Origin of the sequence: Enterococcus sp. BWB1-3 (assembly GCF_016745275.1) — a bacterium.
Taxonomy (GTDB): domain Bacteria; phylum Bacillota; class Bacilli; order Lactobacillales; family Enterococcaceae; genus Enterococcus_L.
This window is the reverse complement of sequence record NZ_JADOEP010000007.1, coordinates 21,973-34,801: the sequence shown is the minus strand read 5'-3', so window position 1 is coordinate 34,801 and position 12,829 is coordinate 21,973. Positions and strand designations below refer to the sequence as shown.

Annotated in this window: 16 protein-coding genes; 4 read left to right on the top strand and 12 right to left on the bottom strand. The window is 38.0% G+C overall.

The window, feature by feature from the left end:
• Positions 1–259: 259 nt before the first annotated feature.
• The 3 genes from nusG to rpmG all read right to left on the bottom strand — a co-directional run bounded on the left by nusG (position 260) and on the right by rpmG (position 1,313).
• The gene (gene nusG / locus IW492_RS07040) at positions 260–802 is read right to left on the bottom strand and encodes a transcription termination/antitermination protein NusG (protein WP_202066877.1); all 543 of its coding nucleotides are present in this window, start codon (positions 800–802) and stop codon (positions 260–262) included.
• A gap of 169 nt (positions 803–971) precedes the next feature.
• Entirely contained in the window at positions 972–1,142 is a 171-nt protein-coding gene (gene secE / locus IW492_RS07035; protein ID WP_202066876.1) for a preprotein translocase subunit SecE, read from the bottom strand.
• Between the two features lie 18 nt (positions 1,143–1,160).
• A complete protein-coding gene (gene rpmG, locus IW492_RS07030; RefSeq protein WP_202066875.1) occupies positions 1,161–1,313 on the bottom strand; it encodes a 50S ribosomal protein L33 in 153 nt (50 codons plus the stop codon).
• Between the two features lie 583 nt (positions 1,314–1,896).
• On the opposite strand from rpmG, the gene cbpA reads away from it, so the two are divergent.
• Entirely contained in the window at positions 1,897–2,541 is a 645-nt protein-coding gene (cbpA, locus tag IW492_RS07025) for a cyclic di-AMP binding protein CbpA (protein ID WP_202066874.1), read from the top strand.
• Positions 2,542–2,551: 10 nt separating this feature from the next.
• Here the strand turns inward: cbpA and IW492_RS18345 are convergent, their stop codons facing one another.
• From IW492_RS18345 to IW492_RS07010, 4 genes are all read right to left on the bottom strand, one after another.
• Complete coding sequence (locus IW492_RS18345) at positions 2,552–2,686, bottom strand: hypothetical protein (RefSeq protein ID WP_269160922.1); 135 nt, start codon at positions 2,684–2,686, stop codon at positions 2,552–2,554.
• Complete coding sequence (locus tag IW492_RS07020; protein WP_202066873.1) at positions 2,687–2,923, bottom strand: GNAT family N-acetyltransferase; 237 nt, start codon at positions 2,921–2,923, stop codon at positions 2,687–2,689.
• Between the two features lie 137 nt (positions 2,924–3,060).
• The gene (gene murB / locus IW492_RS07015) at positions 3,061–3,969 is read right to left on the bottom strand and encodes a UDP-N-acetylmuramate dehydrogenase (protein WP_202066872.1); all 909 of its coding nucleotides are present in this window, start codon (positions 3,967–3,969) and stop codon (positions 3,061–3,063) included.
• A 122-nt stretch (positions 3,970–4,091) separates the two neighbouring features.
• On the bottom strand, positions 4,092–5,006 hold the full coding sequence (locus IW492_RS07010; RefSeq protein ID WP_202066871.1) for a Gfo/Idh/MocA family protein: 915 nt from the start codon (positions 5,004–5,006) through the stop codon (positions 4,092–4,094).
• Between the two features lie 575 nt (positions 5,007–5,581).
• On the opposite strand from IW492_RS07010, the gene IW492_RS07005 reads away from it, so the two are divergent.
• From IW492_RS07005 to IW492_RS06995, 3 genes are all read left to right on the top strand, one after another.
• The gene (locus IW492_RS07005) at positions 5,582–6,379 is read left to right on the top strand and encodes an exodeoxyribonuclease III (RefSeq protein WP_202066870.1); all 798 of its coding nucleotides are present in this window, start codon (positions 5,582–5,584) and stop codon (positions 6,377–6,379) included.
• A 109-nt stretch (positions 6,380–6,488) separates the two neighbouring features.
• Entirely contained in the window at positions 6,489–7,022 is a 534-nt protein-coding gene (locus tag IW492_RS07000) for a 3'-5' exonuclease (protein WP_202066869.1), read from the top strand.
• A 159-nt stretch (positions 7,023–7,181) separates the two neighbouring features.
• Positions 7,182–7,745, top strand: coding sequence for a YdeI/OmpD-associated family protein (locus tag IW492_RS06995; protein ID WP_202066868.1), 564 nt, complete (start codon positions 7,182–7,184; stop codon positions 7,743–7,745).
• Between the two features lie 165 nt (positions 7,746–7,910).
• On the opposite strand, the gene IW492_RS06990 is transcribed toward IW492_RS06995, so the two are convergent.
• The 5 genes from IW492_RS06990 to IW492_RS06970 all read right to left on the bottom strand — a co-directional run bounded on the left by IW492_RS06990 (position 7,911) and on the right by IW492_RS06970 (position 12,731).
• Complete coding sequence (locus IW492_RS06990; RefSeq protein ID WP_202066867.1) at positions 7,911–8,594, bottom strand: O-methyltransferase; 684 nt, start codon at positions 8,592–8,594, stop codon at positions 7,911–7,913.
• Between the two features lie 320 nt (positions 8,595–8,914).
• Entirely contained in the window at positions 8,915–9,919 is a 1,005-nt protein-coding gene (locus IW492_RS06985) for a lipoate--protein ligase (RefSeq protein WP_202066866.1), read from the bottom strand.
• A gap of 38 nt (positions 9,920–9,957) precedes the next feature.
• Positions 9,958–10,698 (bottom strand): MBL fold metallo-hydrolase, encoded by a 741-nt coding sequence (locus IW492_RS06980; protein ID WP_202066865.1) that lies wholly within the window; start codon positions 10,696–10,698, stop codon positions 9,958–9,960.
• Positions 10,699–10,846: 148 nt separating this feature from the next.
• Positions 10,847–11,635 carry a DUF975 family protein gene (locus tag IW492_RS06975; RefSeq protein ID WP_202066864.1) on the bottom strand — a complete coding sequence of 263 codons (789 nt, stop codon included), beginning with the start codon at positions 11,633–11,635 and terminating at the stop codon, positions 10,847–10,849.
• 13 nt (positions 11,636–11,648) lie between these two features.
• Positions 11,649–12,731 (bottom strand): M42 family metallopeptidase, encoded by a 1,083-nt coding sequence (locus IW492_RS06970; protein WP_202066863.1) that lies wholly within the window; start codon positions 12,729–12,731, stop codon positions 11,649–11,651.
• Positions 12,732–12,829 lie beyond the last annotated feature (98 nt).

Genomic DNA, 12,829 nt, shown 5'->3' with positions numbered 1-12,829 from the left:
AAATGAATAACAAATACAATTTGTTCGCATTTCCATTCAACTTTCTACTCATTTACTCAAAAAAAATTTCTACTTGATTTACAATAACAGAGTGCAATTTCTCAAACAAAGTATAATTTTTACTTCCTTTAATTTATGTATAGACATTTAATTCTGTTTGTCTTTCTTCAAATCGACGAAAACACGAACATTAAAAAAGGATCTTTTAAACTGAGGCTGCTCAGTTTAAAAGATCCTATCTATTTATTTAGTCCAAGCTTTAGATTTTGTCCACTTGTTCAAAGTCCAGTTCGGTACTTGTTTCACGACCAAACATATCGATGTTTACTTTCAGTTTTTGTTTCTCTTCGTCAATCTCTGTCACTTCACCTTCCAGTCCAGAGAAGGCTCCTTCAATAATTCGAACAGTTTCCCCAATCTCTACTTCAAGTTCAGATTGACGTGTACTGATACCGATGGAGCGAAGAATATGATTGATTTCTTCCTGCAACAGAGGAGCTGGCTTGCTTCCTGCACCATGAGATCCTACAAAGCCTGTTACGCCGGGAGTATTACGAACTACATACCAGGAATCATCTGTCATGACCATTTCAACAAGTACATATCCAGGAAATGTCTTATGAACGACTTCTTTCTTTTTTCCGTTCTTTTCTTCTGTAGCTGTTTCTTCAGGAACAACTACACGAAAAATAAAGTCACCCATCCCCATGCTTTGAGCACGAGATTCAATATTTGCCTTTACTTTGTTTTCATAACCGGAATAAGTATGCAGCACATACCAGTTTTTTTCATAGGATTCCATTTTTTCTAGCTCCTTATAATTTAGATTAGCAAGAATCTGTTTGAACACTCTGCTGTCAAAGTCTCCACACAGGTTCTATTTTTAAGAAAAATAAAAAAACCTCAGCAGTCCCGAAGTTTTTCTTTACCACAACAGTATAGCACCGTTTTCAGTAAAATACCAGTTACAATCAGCGAAGGATTAAACTAAACAATGTCTGAATGGCTGTATCCATAATGAAGAACATTACGCCAAACAGGATTGTTGTTTCAATAACAGTCAGCGTGTCTTTACGCAATTGTCTTTTTCCAGGCCAAGTGACTTGCTTCATTTCTTCTCTGACACCTTTAAAAAATTTCATTTCTACCCCTCCAAATGGTTATTTCGTTTCTTTATGTAAGGTATGCTGTCCGCAATATTTACAGAACTTTTTTACTTCCAATCGCTCTCCGCGCTTTCCCTCACTGACTGCTTTGGAATAATTGCGAGAGCCGCAAACTGAACAGGCTAGAGCTGCTTTTTTTACTGCCATATTTTATCCTCCTCCGTTCGCAAAATCACTCAATAACATTAGCACTTAATTGAAAAAAAGTCAATATTGAGTATTTCAATCTCATGACAAAATCATGAAGAAATATTTTTCTGAAACTGTAGAAAAATTTCTGAAATGTATGGTTATTAATCAAAAAATTTGCAATTGATAAATAATAGCCATGTATTTTTTGACTAACTATCTGCTATCACCAAAAGTGAATGGGAAATAACAGAGAAATTTTAGATTCAGAAAATTAATAATATGATTTTCACTATTGGTTTCTTCATCTTTTTGTCCTTGTGCAACCTGCTGTCAATTCTTAAAAAAATTCCTATCTCCTTTATCAACTGCCTAAAAAAATCAGCATCAATTTATTGAGAGCAATCAGACAGTACACAAGCAGTAACTCTCTTTAATTTCCGTTGCTTCAGTCAACAATCTTAAACAGCCATTCTTCCAAAAATTGAAAACTGAAAATCCGAATTTTTTCAAATTCTGCTGTATTCCACAGGCTATTGTTTTTCATCAAGTTATGTTATCATTAATTTGTCATAAACATCTAATTCAAGGAGGGCTAGACATGTTAGTAAAATCTGTTGTTCTCAAGAAAAAAAATCTAACTACAGTAAACGAATCCTGCACATTGGAAGAAGCCTTAAATATACTAGAAGAATCAGGCTATCGTTGTGTACCGATTTTGGATAAAACAGGAAAAATATTCCGAGGCAATATTTATAAAATGCATATCTACAGACACAAAGCAAACGGAGGGGATATGAGTCTCCCTGTAACTTATTTATTAAAGAACGCGACGAAATTTATTTTTATCAACACTTCCTTTTTTAAAGTGTTCTTTACAATCAAAGAATTGCCTTATATTGCTGTTTTAGATGAAAATAATCATTTTTATGGAATTTTGACCCACAGCACCCTTCTGAACATTCTCGCTCAATCATGGAATATTGAAAGAGGAAGCTATGTTCTGACTATTGCTTCAACTGGCAAACAGGGCGATTTGGCAAGCATTTCCAAGATCATTGCAAAGCACAGCAGTATAGCCAGCTGTATCACTCTGGATATTGGTGAAGATGAGTTTATTCGCCGGACATTAATCACCCTGCCTTCTGAAACAACAGAAGAAATATGTACTCTGATTGTGGAGCAGCTGGAAAGAAAGAACTTCAAGGTTGTGGAAATTGAAGACTTAAAAAACAACAAAAATTAGATTATAGAAATCATCCTGAACCTCTGTTCAGGATGATTTTTTCTTGCAATTCATTTTTAACTTTGAACACTGTCCAATCCATCATCAGATCAGTACCTTGAGAAATATAAAACTCCATAGCCGGTGTATTTTCATTTAAGTACAATCATTCCACCGTCCCTAATTTTTCTTCTTTGGCAATTTCAAAAATCCTGTGCAGAAGTTCTTTGCCATACCCTATTTTCCAGTATTTTTCTTCGATGTATGAATCTTCAATATACAAACCGGAGCGGACTAGGTATGCAGAAAAATTATAAAAGTACAGACAAAAACCAATCAGCTTATTTTCAACCAAAGGAAACAGTACATTTGCTCTTTCCTTATCAAAAAACCACTCTTTCAAAATAGTTTCATCTGCAGTCACTTCTGCAGAAAGTTATTCGTATTCAGCAAGTTCTTTGATATATTGAAGAATTTACGGGAAGGTCCTTTTCTTCAGCAAAACGAAAATTTAGTATTGTTTTCGACACCCTATTTCTTCTATTTTTCTTCACCGATAATGCGGACTTCAGTTTCCAGTTTAACGCCGAACTGTTCCAGAATCACTGACTGGATATGGGCAATCAATTCCACATAATCAGTTGCAGTTGCACCATCAATGTTTACGATAAAACCTGCATGCTTCTCTGAAATTTGTGCACCGCCCCATTTTAGCCCCTGTAATCCAGCATCCTGTATCAGCTTACCTGTAAAATGTCCCTCCGGTCTCTTAAACACACTGCCGCAAGACGGATATTCCAATGGTTGTTTTGACTGTCTTAATTCAGTCAGCTCATCCATCCTTCGTTTGATTTGCTGAGTATCACCCTTTGTCAGTGCAAAAACCGCCTGCAAAGCAATACATTTCATATTCTGAAGAGCACTGTGTCTGTAGGAAAAATTCATTTCTTCATTTGTCAGTAGTTGAAATTCACCTGTAGGCAACAAAATTTCCACTGATTCAAAAACATCTTTAATTTCGCCGTCATAGGCTCCTGCATTCATGAAGACAGCTCCACCGACACTTCCGGGAATACCTGATGCAAATTCAAAACCTGCCAAATCATTGGCCAGTGCTTCATAGGTTGTATCGATCAGTTTAGCACCGGCATCTACTGTTAGTTTATCGCCAGCCACATTGACCTGATTCATCTCCGCCAGCATGATAACCATGCCGCGAATTCCGCCATCACGAACAATCAGGTTGCTTGCATTTCCCAGAACGATCCACGGAATACCATTCTCCCTGCAAAAAAGAACTATCTGCCGTACCTCTTCTTTAGTCTTTGGAAAAGACAGCATGTCTGCTGGTCCTCCGGTCTTTGTAAAAGTAAAATTCATCAAAGGTTCATCAAACAAAATAGTCGTTTCTTTAAGTTTTAATTGTATTTTCTCTTTAATTTTATTCATTGAAAGTCGATTCCTTTCTTACAAAACATCGTTATCATTCTAGCATGATAAAGAGAAACTTTCTAGAGGACGTTAAAAACCTTCGGATTTCTCCAAAGCTTTTTACCAATCTATCATTTCACCTATAAAACATGGCGTTGATGCTGCTGCAAGATCAGGCTGCAAAGTTCATGACTTAGAAATACCTTTTCCTGTTTTAGCTTCGCAGAATTTTTTTCCCTAACGCCTTGGATAAAGTTTCTTATCATCGGAGCAAATCCTCTTTTTTCAAGCGTCGTTGTCCAGTCTCCAAAAGTTTCTTTCGCTGTTCCTTCTGCAGATACAGATGTCAAGTCTGTTAAGTTCTCCAAGTAAAAGGTTCCAGAAGGTGACGTCACTTGACAGGATTCGGTATTCGCACCAGATACCAGATCCATGGAACAAATTGCCGTTGTAGTCTCTGTCTCTAAATGCAGAAATACTCGTTGCAGCTTCCCGTCTTTCTCAATCATTTTTGACTGCACCTGCTGAACGGGTCCATCAAGGAGATAAACCGCTGTATCAACCACGTGAAGAAAAAGATCATAGATCATAAAGCTGGAGGCTCCCGGTGAATTAATTCTGTTTTTTTGTACAAGAATCAAATTCTTATCTTCAATTTTCTTAAGGTTATCAACAAACGGAGCAAAACGGCGGTTAAAAGCAATCATCAAAATCAACTGATTCTTCAGTGCGTATTCCTGCAGTTTTTTAACTTCTAAAAGATTTTCGCTCAGAGGTTTATCCACACAAACATGGATGCCGGCTTTCAACAGTTTTTCTACAATTTCAACATGAACTTCTGTTGCCACATGGACAAAACATGCTTCAATTCCTGAAGCAATCAGCTCTTCCACTGTTGCAACAAGCTCTTTAAACCCATATTTATTCTGTAAAAGCTCTCTTGTTTCTTTATTTCTGGTTGAAAGAACAAATTCGCCTTCATTTCTTAACTCACTGTACACCGGCAAATATGCTTTTTGAGCGATGTTTCCCAGACCGATAACACCTATTTTCATACATACCCTCTCCTATAAACAATTATCTTTAATAGTACTATATTTCAAAGAAAATTACTTCTTTTCTTGGTGGTCATTATTCAAAGTTTTCAAACAGCTGCTGATTCCCAAGTTACCTTTAACACTGCAGAAATTCTTATCCGTCCGATTCTTTCATTCTTCACTAACTCAAACATGACTCCTATCATTTTTTTACTATAATTTATAATTTGGTCAGAGCAATAGTGTTATAATTAATAAGGCTGAACCTATTTTTCATTTCATCAGAATAGTTGGAGGAAGCTGTTTATGAGTAAAAAAACTGCTTTATCTATCTTTTTATTGCCGGACTGTGCTTTATGTTTTCTATTGATATTTTTTCATACACAGTTCTTTCACCTATAAATCTATTTAGGGGAGACATTTTTACATTTATTCGAAATCTGAAGAAAGCACCACTCTTATATTTTGGTATTTCGCTTTTTATTCTTTCTACCGTATTAAGCTTTCTTTTCATTTTTAAGCTGAAAAAACACAGCATAGCAGACAATCCGCAGTAAAATATATCTACTTTCAAAATTAGGAGGAACCTCATAATGAAATGTATTTCATGGAATGTAAACGGCTTGCGGGCTGTTGTCAAAAAGAATTTTATTGAAGTATTTGAAGAAATGGATGCAGACTTTTTCTGTCTGCAGGAAACAAAGCTTCAGGAAGGTCAAATTGATCTTGTATTTCCTGGCTATTATCAGTACTGGAACTATGCAGAGAAAAAGGGATATTCCGGCACAGCTATTTTTGCAAAAGCAGAAGCACTGAATGCTTACTATGGGATCGGAATGGAAGAACATGATAAAGAAGGACGTGTGATCACACTTGAATATGCTGATTTCTTTTTAGTTACCTGTTATACACCTAATTCACAAAATGAGTTAAAGCGTCTGGATTACCGAATGACTTGGGAAGATGCATTTTTTAATTATCTGAGTGAACTTAAAAAGAAAAAATCAGTGATTATTTGCGGCGATCTGAACGTTGCTCATAAAAATATTGACTTGAAAAACTGGAAAACCAATCAAAAGAATGCAGGATTTACACCAGAAGAACGTCAAAAATTCTCAGCACTTTTGGAAGGCGGTTTTATTGATACCTTCCGCTATTTCTATCCAGATACTGAAAGCGTCTATTCATGGTGGAGCTATCGGTTTAATGCACGGCAGAACAATGCCGGGTGGCGGATTGACTACTTCCTTGTATCAGAAGATCTGACAGACAGGCTGACTTCAGCCAAAATACACACAGAAATTTTCGGCAGTGATCATTGTCCTGTAGAAGTGGAGCTAACGGATTTTTATACTAAAGAAGAACAGTCTGCTTCTGTGATTCCTGACTAAAAAATTTCTAAACAGGTCCTAATTTTTTGTTAAATACGTTAACTATAAATCTATTTCTTCAAAAATAACGTATAATTAAACTATCAATCTGAATGAAAGGATTTTTAAGATGAATTTTTATGCTATTGATTTTGAAACAGCTAGTTACGCCAAACACAGCGCCTGCTCGGTGGCCCTGATAAAAGTTGAAAATAGTCAAATTGTTGGTGAATATTATTCTCTGATTAAACCGGAAACAGACTTCTTCTGGAAGAATATTCAAGTACACGGGATTCATCCAGAAGATGTTGCGGATGCTCCGAAGTTTCCTGATGTCTGGAACCAGATTTGTTCCTGCTTCAGCTCTGACAGTTTGGTTGTTGCCCACAATGCCGGATTCGACTGTGGTGTGTTGGCCGGATGCCTGGATTATTATCAAATCCAGCAGCCGAATTATCTTTCACTTTGTACAGTGAAAACCAGCCGAAAGCTGTTTCCCGAATTTCCAAATCATAAACTGAATACCGTTTGCGAAAATTTGAATATCCAGCTGAATCATCACCACGATGCTCTTGAAGACAGTCGTGCCTGTGCGGAAATACTACTCTATCAGGAAAAAATGTTTGGGGTTGAACCACTGAAAAAACTGGTTACACCAAAATAAACAGTTTCAGTAAAAAAGAAGTTGCGTATTAAAATATAACGGTTATAAGAAAACCTCAGTAACTAGATAATTTTTGCTTCTACTGTTCTTACTACACTTCGTTTCGATCTCATCAATTTCTAAATGGCAGAGCCATTTAGAATTAAAGGAGGAAACTCAATGACCGATCCGCTGCATTTTGAAACACAAAATGATTTTAGAAAATGGCTGTCAGATAACAGTCAAACCAGTGAAGGTGTTTGGCTGCTGTTCAGTAAGACAGATCAATTAAGCACGTTAAGAGCTAGTGAAGCACTTGAAGAAGCGCTTTGCTTCGGTTGGATTGATGGAGTAATGAAACGGATAGACGACTCTGCCTACATTAAGTATTTTTCCAACCGAAGAAAAAACAGCAAGTGGTCAGCTAAAAATAAATCCCTTGTTGAGCGATTGGAAAACGATGGCCAGATGACTGATTTCGGCAGGGAAAAAATTGCAGAGGCCAAAGCAAACGGACAGTGGGATAATGCCAATAAGCCCTCTGCAATTACCAATGAACAGCTTGAACAAACAGCTGCTTTGCTAAAAGGAAATGAACTGGCTTATAAAAATTTTCAAAATATGTCTCCATCAGTAAAAAAGACATACACAAGAGCCTATCTTGATGCTAAAACCGAAGCAGGTCGAACAAAACGTCTGGCATGGATGATTGATCGGCTGGAAAAAAATTTGAAGCCGATGTAGCCTGAAACCTGCGAAAAAAATTACTATAGATCAATCTGACAGCAAAAACGAGGTCGGGGCAAAAGCGATCAGCTCCGAGAATAAGGAGTTGCTTTTGTTCCGCCATTTATTCGGGTTTAGATATAAAGAGAGTTTGGAACTTTAATTCTGTCCCAAACTCGATTTTTATAATTCAATCGTTTCATTTTCCTTCGTAATCAAAATAATACCATCTCCCAATGGTACTAAACTGGATGTTAAATCCGGATGAGCCATAACTGTTTCGAGAAACTCATTCAGTTTGCGGTGAATTGCTCGTTTTCCTCTTGGAATATCTTCCAGAGGCTCAAGAATTGTCCCAGCTTGAAAAACATCATCCACCATCAATACTCCTCCAACACGCAAAAGGCGCAGACAGTTCGGCAGAAATTCAATATATTTGGATTTTGCACTGTCCATAAAAATAAAATCATAGCTTTCATTTAGGGTCGGTAGAATATCCGCTGCTTCTCCTTCCAACAGGGTTACTTTATCTGTCAAATTCAGACGTTCATAGGTTTTCTTTGCCTTCTTTATCATTACATCAAAGCGGTCAATAGTTGTTACATGACCGTCTTCTCCGACATACTGTGCCATTAAACTGGAAGAAAAACCAATCGCAGCACCAATTTCCAAAATATTTTTCGGTTTAATCTGCCCCAGTAAAAACTGCAGAAACACAACCGTTTCATGTGGAATAACTGGAACTCCATCTGCATGAGCCTCTTCTTCCACCACTCCCAGTTCTCCGGGCAATTTTTTCTGTTTCTCACGCATAAAATCCAGCAGTTCTTTTTTCACAACCGGTCGATGCATCATTTCATTGCGCATGTTCTTCACTCCTTCTCACGACCACTATTATACGAATTGGCGGATTCGATGTCAAAAGCTGTTCTTTTTCTGAAACAGGCATTTAACTATTAAAAATACGCAGCAAAAATCATCTCGACTTTCACTGCATATTTTATCAGTATGTTTTTTTCCTCTGTATTAGGGTGTGTCTGAAAACTCAATCGGCGAATAGTTTGATGATTTTTATCAAACCCATCGTCATAAATACTCGCTTATGAACCACATAAGCTGTGTTTTCTTCCTTGATTTCAACAAAAACCACTGAAAAATTCGAATTCCACTAACTTTTCAGACATGCCCTAATATAACAACTCAACAAATTCTTCTTTTTCTATATTGCCGAAATATTTTTTTACGTCAATCTTATCAACTGCTTCACGGATGGCTTCTTTGTCATATTTCACACCTGTCAATGTGTTTTCGACATCTTTAATTTCACCGAGACCAAAGAAATCACCATAAATTTTCAGCTCTTTAATCTGACCATCTTCAACATCCATACGAGCTTCTATAGAGCCGATTGGAAAACGATGCCTGCGCTCCAAATTGAAGGAAGGAGATTTTCCATAGTTCCATTCCCAGTTTCGGTAATATTCGTCAGATATTTTATTGATATGCTGCCAGTCTTCCTCAGTTAGTTCATATGTTTTCACCTGATCAGCAGAATCAACACCAAAAATTTTCAAAAGAATATCCTGACGAAACTCCTCTGTTGTCATCCCCTGCTTATCCTGAGGTAAAAACGGCTTGATATTTGTTACACGTGAACGAATCGATTTAATTCCTTTTGACTCAATTTTATCTTTTCGTACTTTCAGCGCATTAACAACTTCATCAATATCACTGTCAAACATCAGTGTTCCATGTGCAAACATGCGTCCATCTGTTGCATACATCGCATTTCCGGAAAACTTCATTCCGTCAATAACCAAATCATTACGCCCTTTTAGTTCTGCTCCCGAAACGCCCAATTCATGCAGAGCTTGAATAATCGGTTTCGTTACTTTTTCAAAATCCCGGAAAGAATTACCGTCATCCGGCATAATAAAACTGAAATTCAGGTTACCGTGATCATGATACACCGCACCGCCCCCGCTTAATCGGCGAACGACATGGATCCCCTGCTCCTCCACATATTCTTTGTTGATTTCTTCAATTGTATTTTGATTACGACCAATAATAATTGACGGCTCATTAATATAAAACAAAAGAATCGGTTCATCTAAAGGTTTTTCCTTCAATAAATACGTCTCAATTGCTAAATTCACTCGCGGATCATTGTTTTCATTTGGGACAAATATCACTCCGAACAGCTCCTTTTCATTTTTTTATTGACCACTGCTTACAATTCGATAACTAAATCCTGATAGGCCAGCTCTACCGGCACCTGATAATCAGCCGCTTTTTCAGCCTGATTCTTTAATTCTTCCAAAGACCCATGTTGAGGTAAATGAGTCAAAATCAGCTTTTTCACATTTGCCGCTCTAGCCAATTCTCCAGATTCCTTCGAAGTAAAATGAGCATGGTGTCTTTCATTACCTTCAAATAAATACGTATCTACCAGAAAAATATCTGCTCCTGCAGCAAATTCGATAAAATCTTCCAAATAACCGGAGTCTCCTGTATAAACAAAAACTTTTCCTGTTTTTTCTTCCACAAAGCGCATAGCATAGCAGGGCACCGGATGGATTGTTTTCATAAAACTAATGATAAATGGTCCGACTTTCAGTTCCTCAGCTTCAAAATAAGGCATTCCTTTAGACACTCCATCCATATCCAGTTCAGCAAAATGAGCTGCATCATCGGTATGTCCGTAAATCGGCAAAATCGGCAACGGGGTCAAAACCGGATACAATTGACGGTAATACTGCAGGACACCCAGATCAGCAATATGATCATAGTGATAATGCGACAAGATAACCGCATCCAATTCTAATGGATCAACGTGCCTTTCCAAATTAATCAAAGTAGTACTTCCTGCATCCAGCAGTAAATGGAAGTCTTCCGATTCCAATAAATAGGAGCTTGTTCCTTTGCCATCATACGGATATGCACCCAGACAGCCTAAAACAGTTATTTTCACTTGCTTCTCCTCCAAGTCTTTTAATCATTTGCAACAGCTCTGTGTTTAATCAGCCTCTGATATATTTGCTGCAGTCCGTTCATTCTTTCTTAAGGAATCATCTGACCTGATTCTCAAATGCCCTCAGAAAAAATTTTTGCAATCCTTCCTAAAAGACAACTTCCTTTTCGCGTCGAATACTGTCATATAAACTTGCCACCGCAACATCATGGTAAGGGATTACCCATAATAATCCAATTCCCACTGCTATAGCTCCAACAATGTACCAGCCGATAAATGACAGCTGTAAAAATACGTATTGCTTAAAATGCCCCTTCATCATATTCAGAGCTTCTCTCAAAATATCACCGATTCCCAAAGCAGGCTGATCAATTTTAACCCAAACCGCAAACTGGAAAACCCCGCCAATAAACATACTAATCAAAATGACCAGCAGTGAAAACAGCAGCATAACAAAGGCCAGAGTGATGTTGGCCGACATTTCCTGTTGGAAGCGTTCAACAGAAACCACATTAAACATCAAGCCAAAATACATAGTTGCTCCATATGAGATAAGAACCGGCAGCAGCATAATAAAGTTTATCAGCAGATTCAGCACATATTGAATCAAATTAATAAGCAGCAGCGGAAGATAATATTCTCCTCTGAACATCATTAGCAACATTTCCACTTTGACCGGCCGTTCCCTAATTACCTGAAGCGCGGCAAAGTACGTACCAAATGTTAATGCAAAATAAAAACCATTACTCAATATAAAATTAATTAACCTGCCTGAAGCACTCTCACTTGATAGATTTGTAAAACTGCCGATCAGGTTACTGACAAACAATTTGATCAGGAAGCTTGCAAAAACAATCAGCGCCATCGTCCCCCATTTGCCGCTCAGGGCTTTTCTAGCTCTGTCTCTATGCATAGCATTGGTCATTTGCTTCTCCATTATCTCATCTCCTTTAATATTCTTTGATTTTGCAAACGGCTTCCTTATCCAAACGTTTAACAACTTCCGTCACCAGCTTAACCGTATTTAAATAGTCATCTTCATGAATAACTGACGTATGGGAGTGAAGATAGCGAACCGGCACTGTAATAGCAAGAGACGGCACACCATTTCGAGCCAAATGCATTCTGCCGGCATCCGTTCCGCCGCCTGTAATCACTGTATACTGAAAAGGAATATTCAGTTCTTCTGCAATACCAATAACAAAATCCTTTAGCTTCTTATGTGGAATCATGGAAGCATCGTAAATTAAAATCTGCGGTCCTTCCCCCAACTTGGAATCTGCCTCTTTTGGTGTCATTCCCGGTGTATCTCCGGCAGTACCTGTATCCAGAGCAAATGCTATATCCGGATCAACCAGATTCGTACTAGTTTGAGCCCCTCTCAGCCCTACTTCTTCCTGAACATCGCTTCCTGCAAAAAGAATGTTAGGATGTCCGGATTCAGCCAAATTCTCCAATACCTTTAAAGAAACAGCAGTGCCGACGCGATTATCCCAGGCTTTTGCCAGTAAAAATTTTGTCTCATTCATTCTGCGGTATTCAATATAAGGAGTAACCATATCGCCTGGCCTGATCCCCCATTCCTCCACCATTTCCTCACTGGACGCACCAATATCAATAAACATATCAGACATCTGGTAAGGCTTGCTCCGCACTTCAGGAGTTAAAACATGCGGGGGTTTTGAACCGATGACTCCATGAATGACCTTTCCTGACCGAGTCTTTATCTGAACCTGCTGTGCCAGCATAACTTGCTCCCACCAGCCGCCCAATGCTTCAAACTTAATAAATCCAGTCTCGGTGATCTGAGTCACCATAAAGCCAACTTCATCCAAGTGACCGGAAAAATAAATTTTAGGTCCCTCTTTATCCCCTGTGCGCTTGGCAATAATACTTCCCAAGCCATCGTAGAGAATACTGTCGGCAAAAGGCTCAGCATGCTTTTTAAACACAGCTCGTACCTCGTCTTCATTTCCCGGCACACCTTTTGCATTTACTAACTCGATTAATAATTCTTCTTCACGCTTATCCAACACGAAAGCCCCTTTCAGAAATCATTTCAAAAATATTATAACATTCATACTCTATTTAACAGCAGAAAAAGCAACAGAACTCTCAGAACCTTAATAAA

What these genes read in the sequence shown, in the direction of transcription:
- rpmG (WP_202066875.1), bottom strand. Translation starts at nt 1,313, where the DNA reads ATGGCAGTAAAAAAAGCAGCTCTAGCCTGTTCAGTTTGCGGCTCTCGC.
- nusG (WP_202066877.1), bottom strand. Translation starts at nt 802, where the DNA reads ATGGAATCCTATGAAAAAAACTGGTATGTGCTGCATACTTATTCCGGT.
- IW492_RS07010 (WP_202066871.1), bottom strand. Translation starts at nt 5,006, where the DNA reads ATGAAAATAGGTGTTATCGGTCTGGGAAACATCGCTCAAAAAGCATAT.
- IW492_RS06975 (WP_202066864.1), bottom strand. Translation starts at nt 11,635, where the DNA reads ATGGAGAAGCAAATGACCAATGCTATGCATAGAGACAGAGCTAGAAAA.
- IW492_RS07005 (WP_202066870.1), top strand. Translation starts at nt 5,582, where the DNA reads ATGAAATGTATTTCATGGAATGTAAACGGCTTGCGGGCTGTTGTCAAA.
- IW492_RS07000 (WP_202066869.1), top strand. Translation starts at nt 6,489, where the DNA reads ATGAATTTTTATGCTATTGATTTTGAAACAGCTAGTTACGCCAAACAC.
- secE (WP_202066876.1), bottom strand. Translation starts at nt 1,142, where the DNA reads ATGAAATTTTTTAAAGGTGTCAGAGAAGAAATGAAGCAAGTCACTTGG.
- IW492_RS06995 (WP_202066868.1), top strand. Translation starts at nt 7,182, where the DNA reads ATGACCGATCCGCTGCATTTTGAAACACAAAATGATTTTAGAAAATGG.
- murB (WP_202066872.1), bottom strand. Translation starts at nt 3,969, where the DNA reads ATGAATAAAATTAAAGAGAAAATACAATTAAAACTTAAAGAAACGACT.
- IW492_RS06990 (WP_202066867.1), bottom strand. Translation starts at nt 8,594, where the DNA reads ATGCGCAATGAAATGATGCATCGACCGGTTGTGAAAAAAGAACTGCTG.
- cbpA (WP_202066874.1), top strand. Translation starts at nt 1,897, where the DNA reads ATGTTAGTAAAATCTGTTGTTCTCAAGAAAAAAAATCTAACTACAGTA.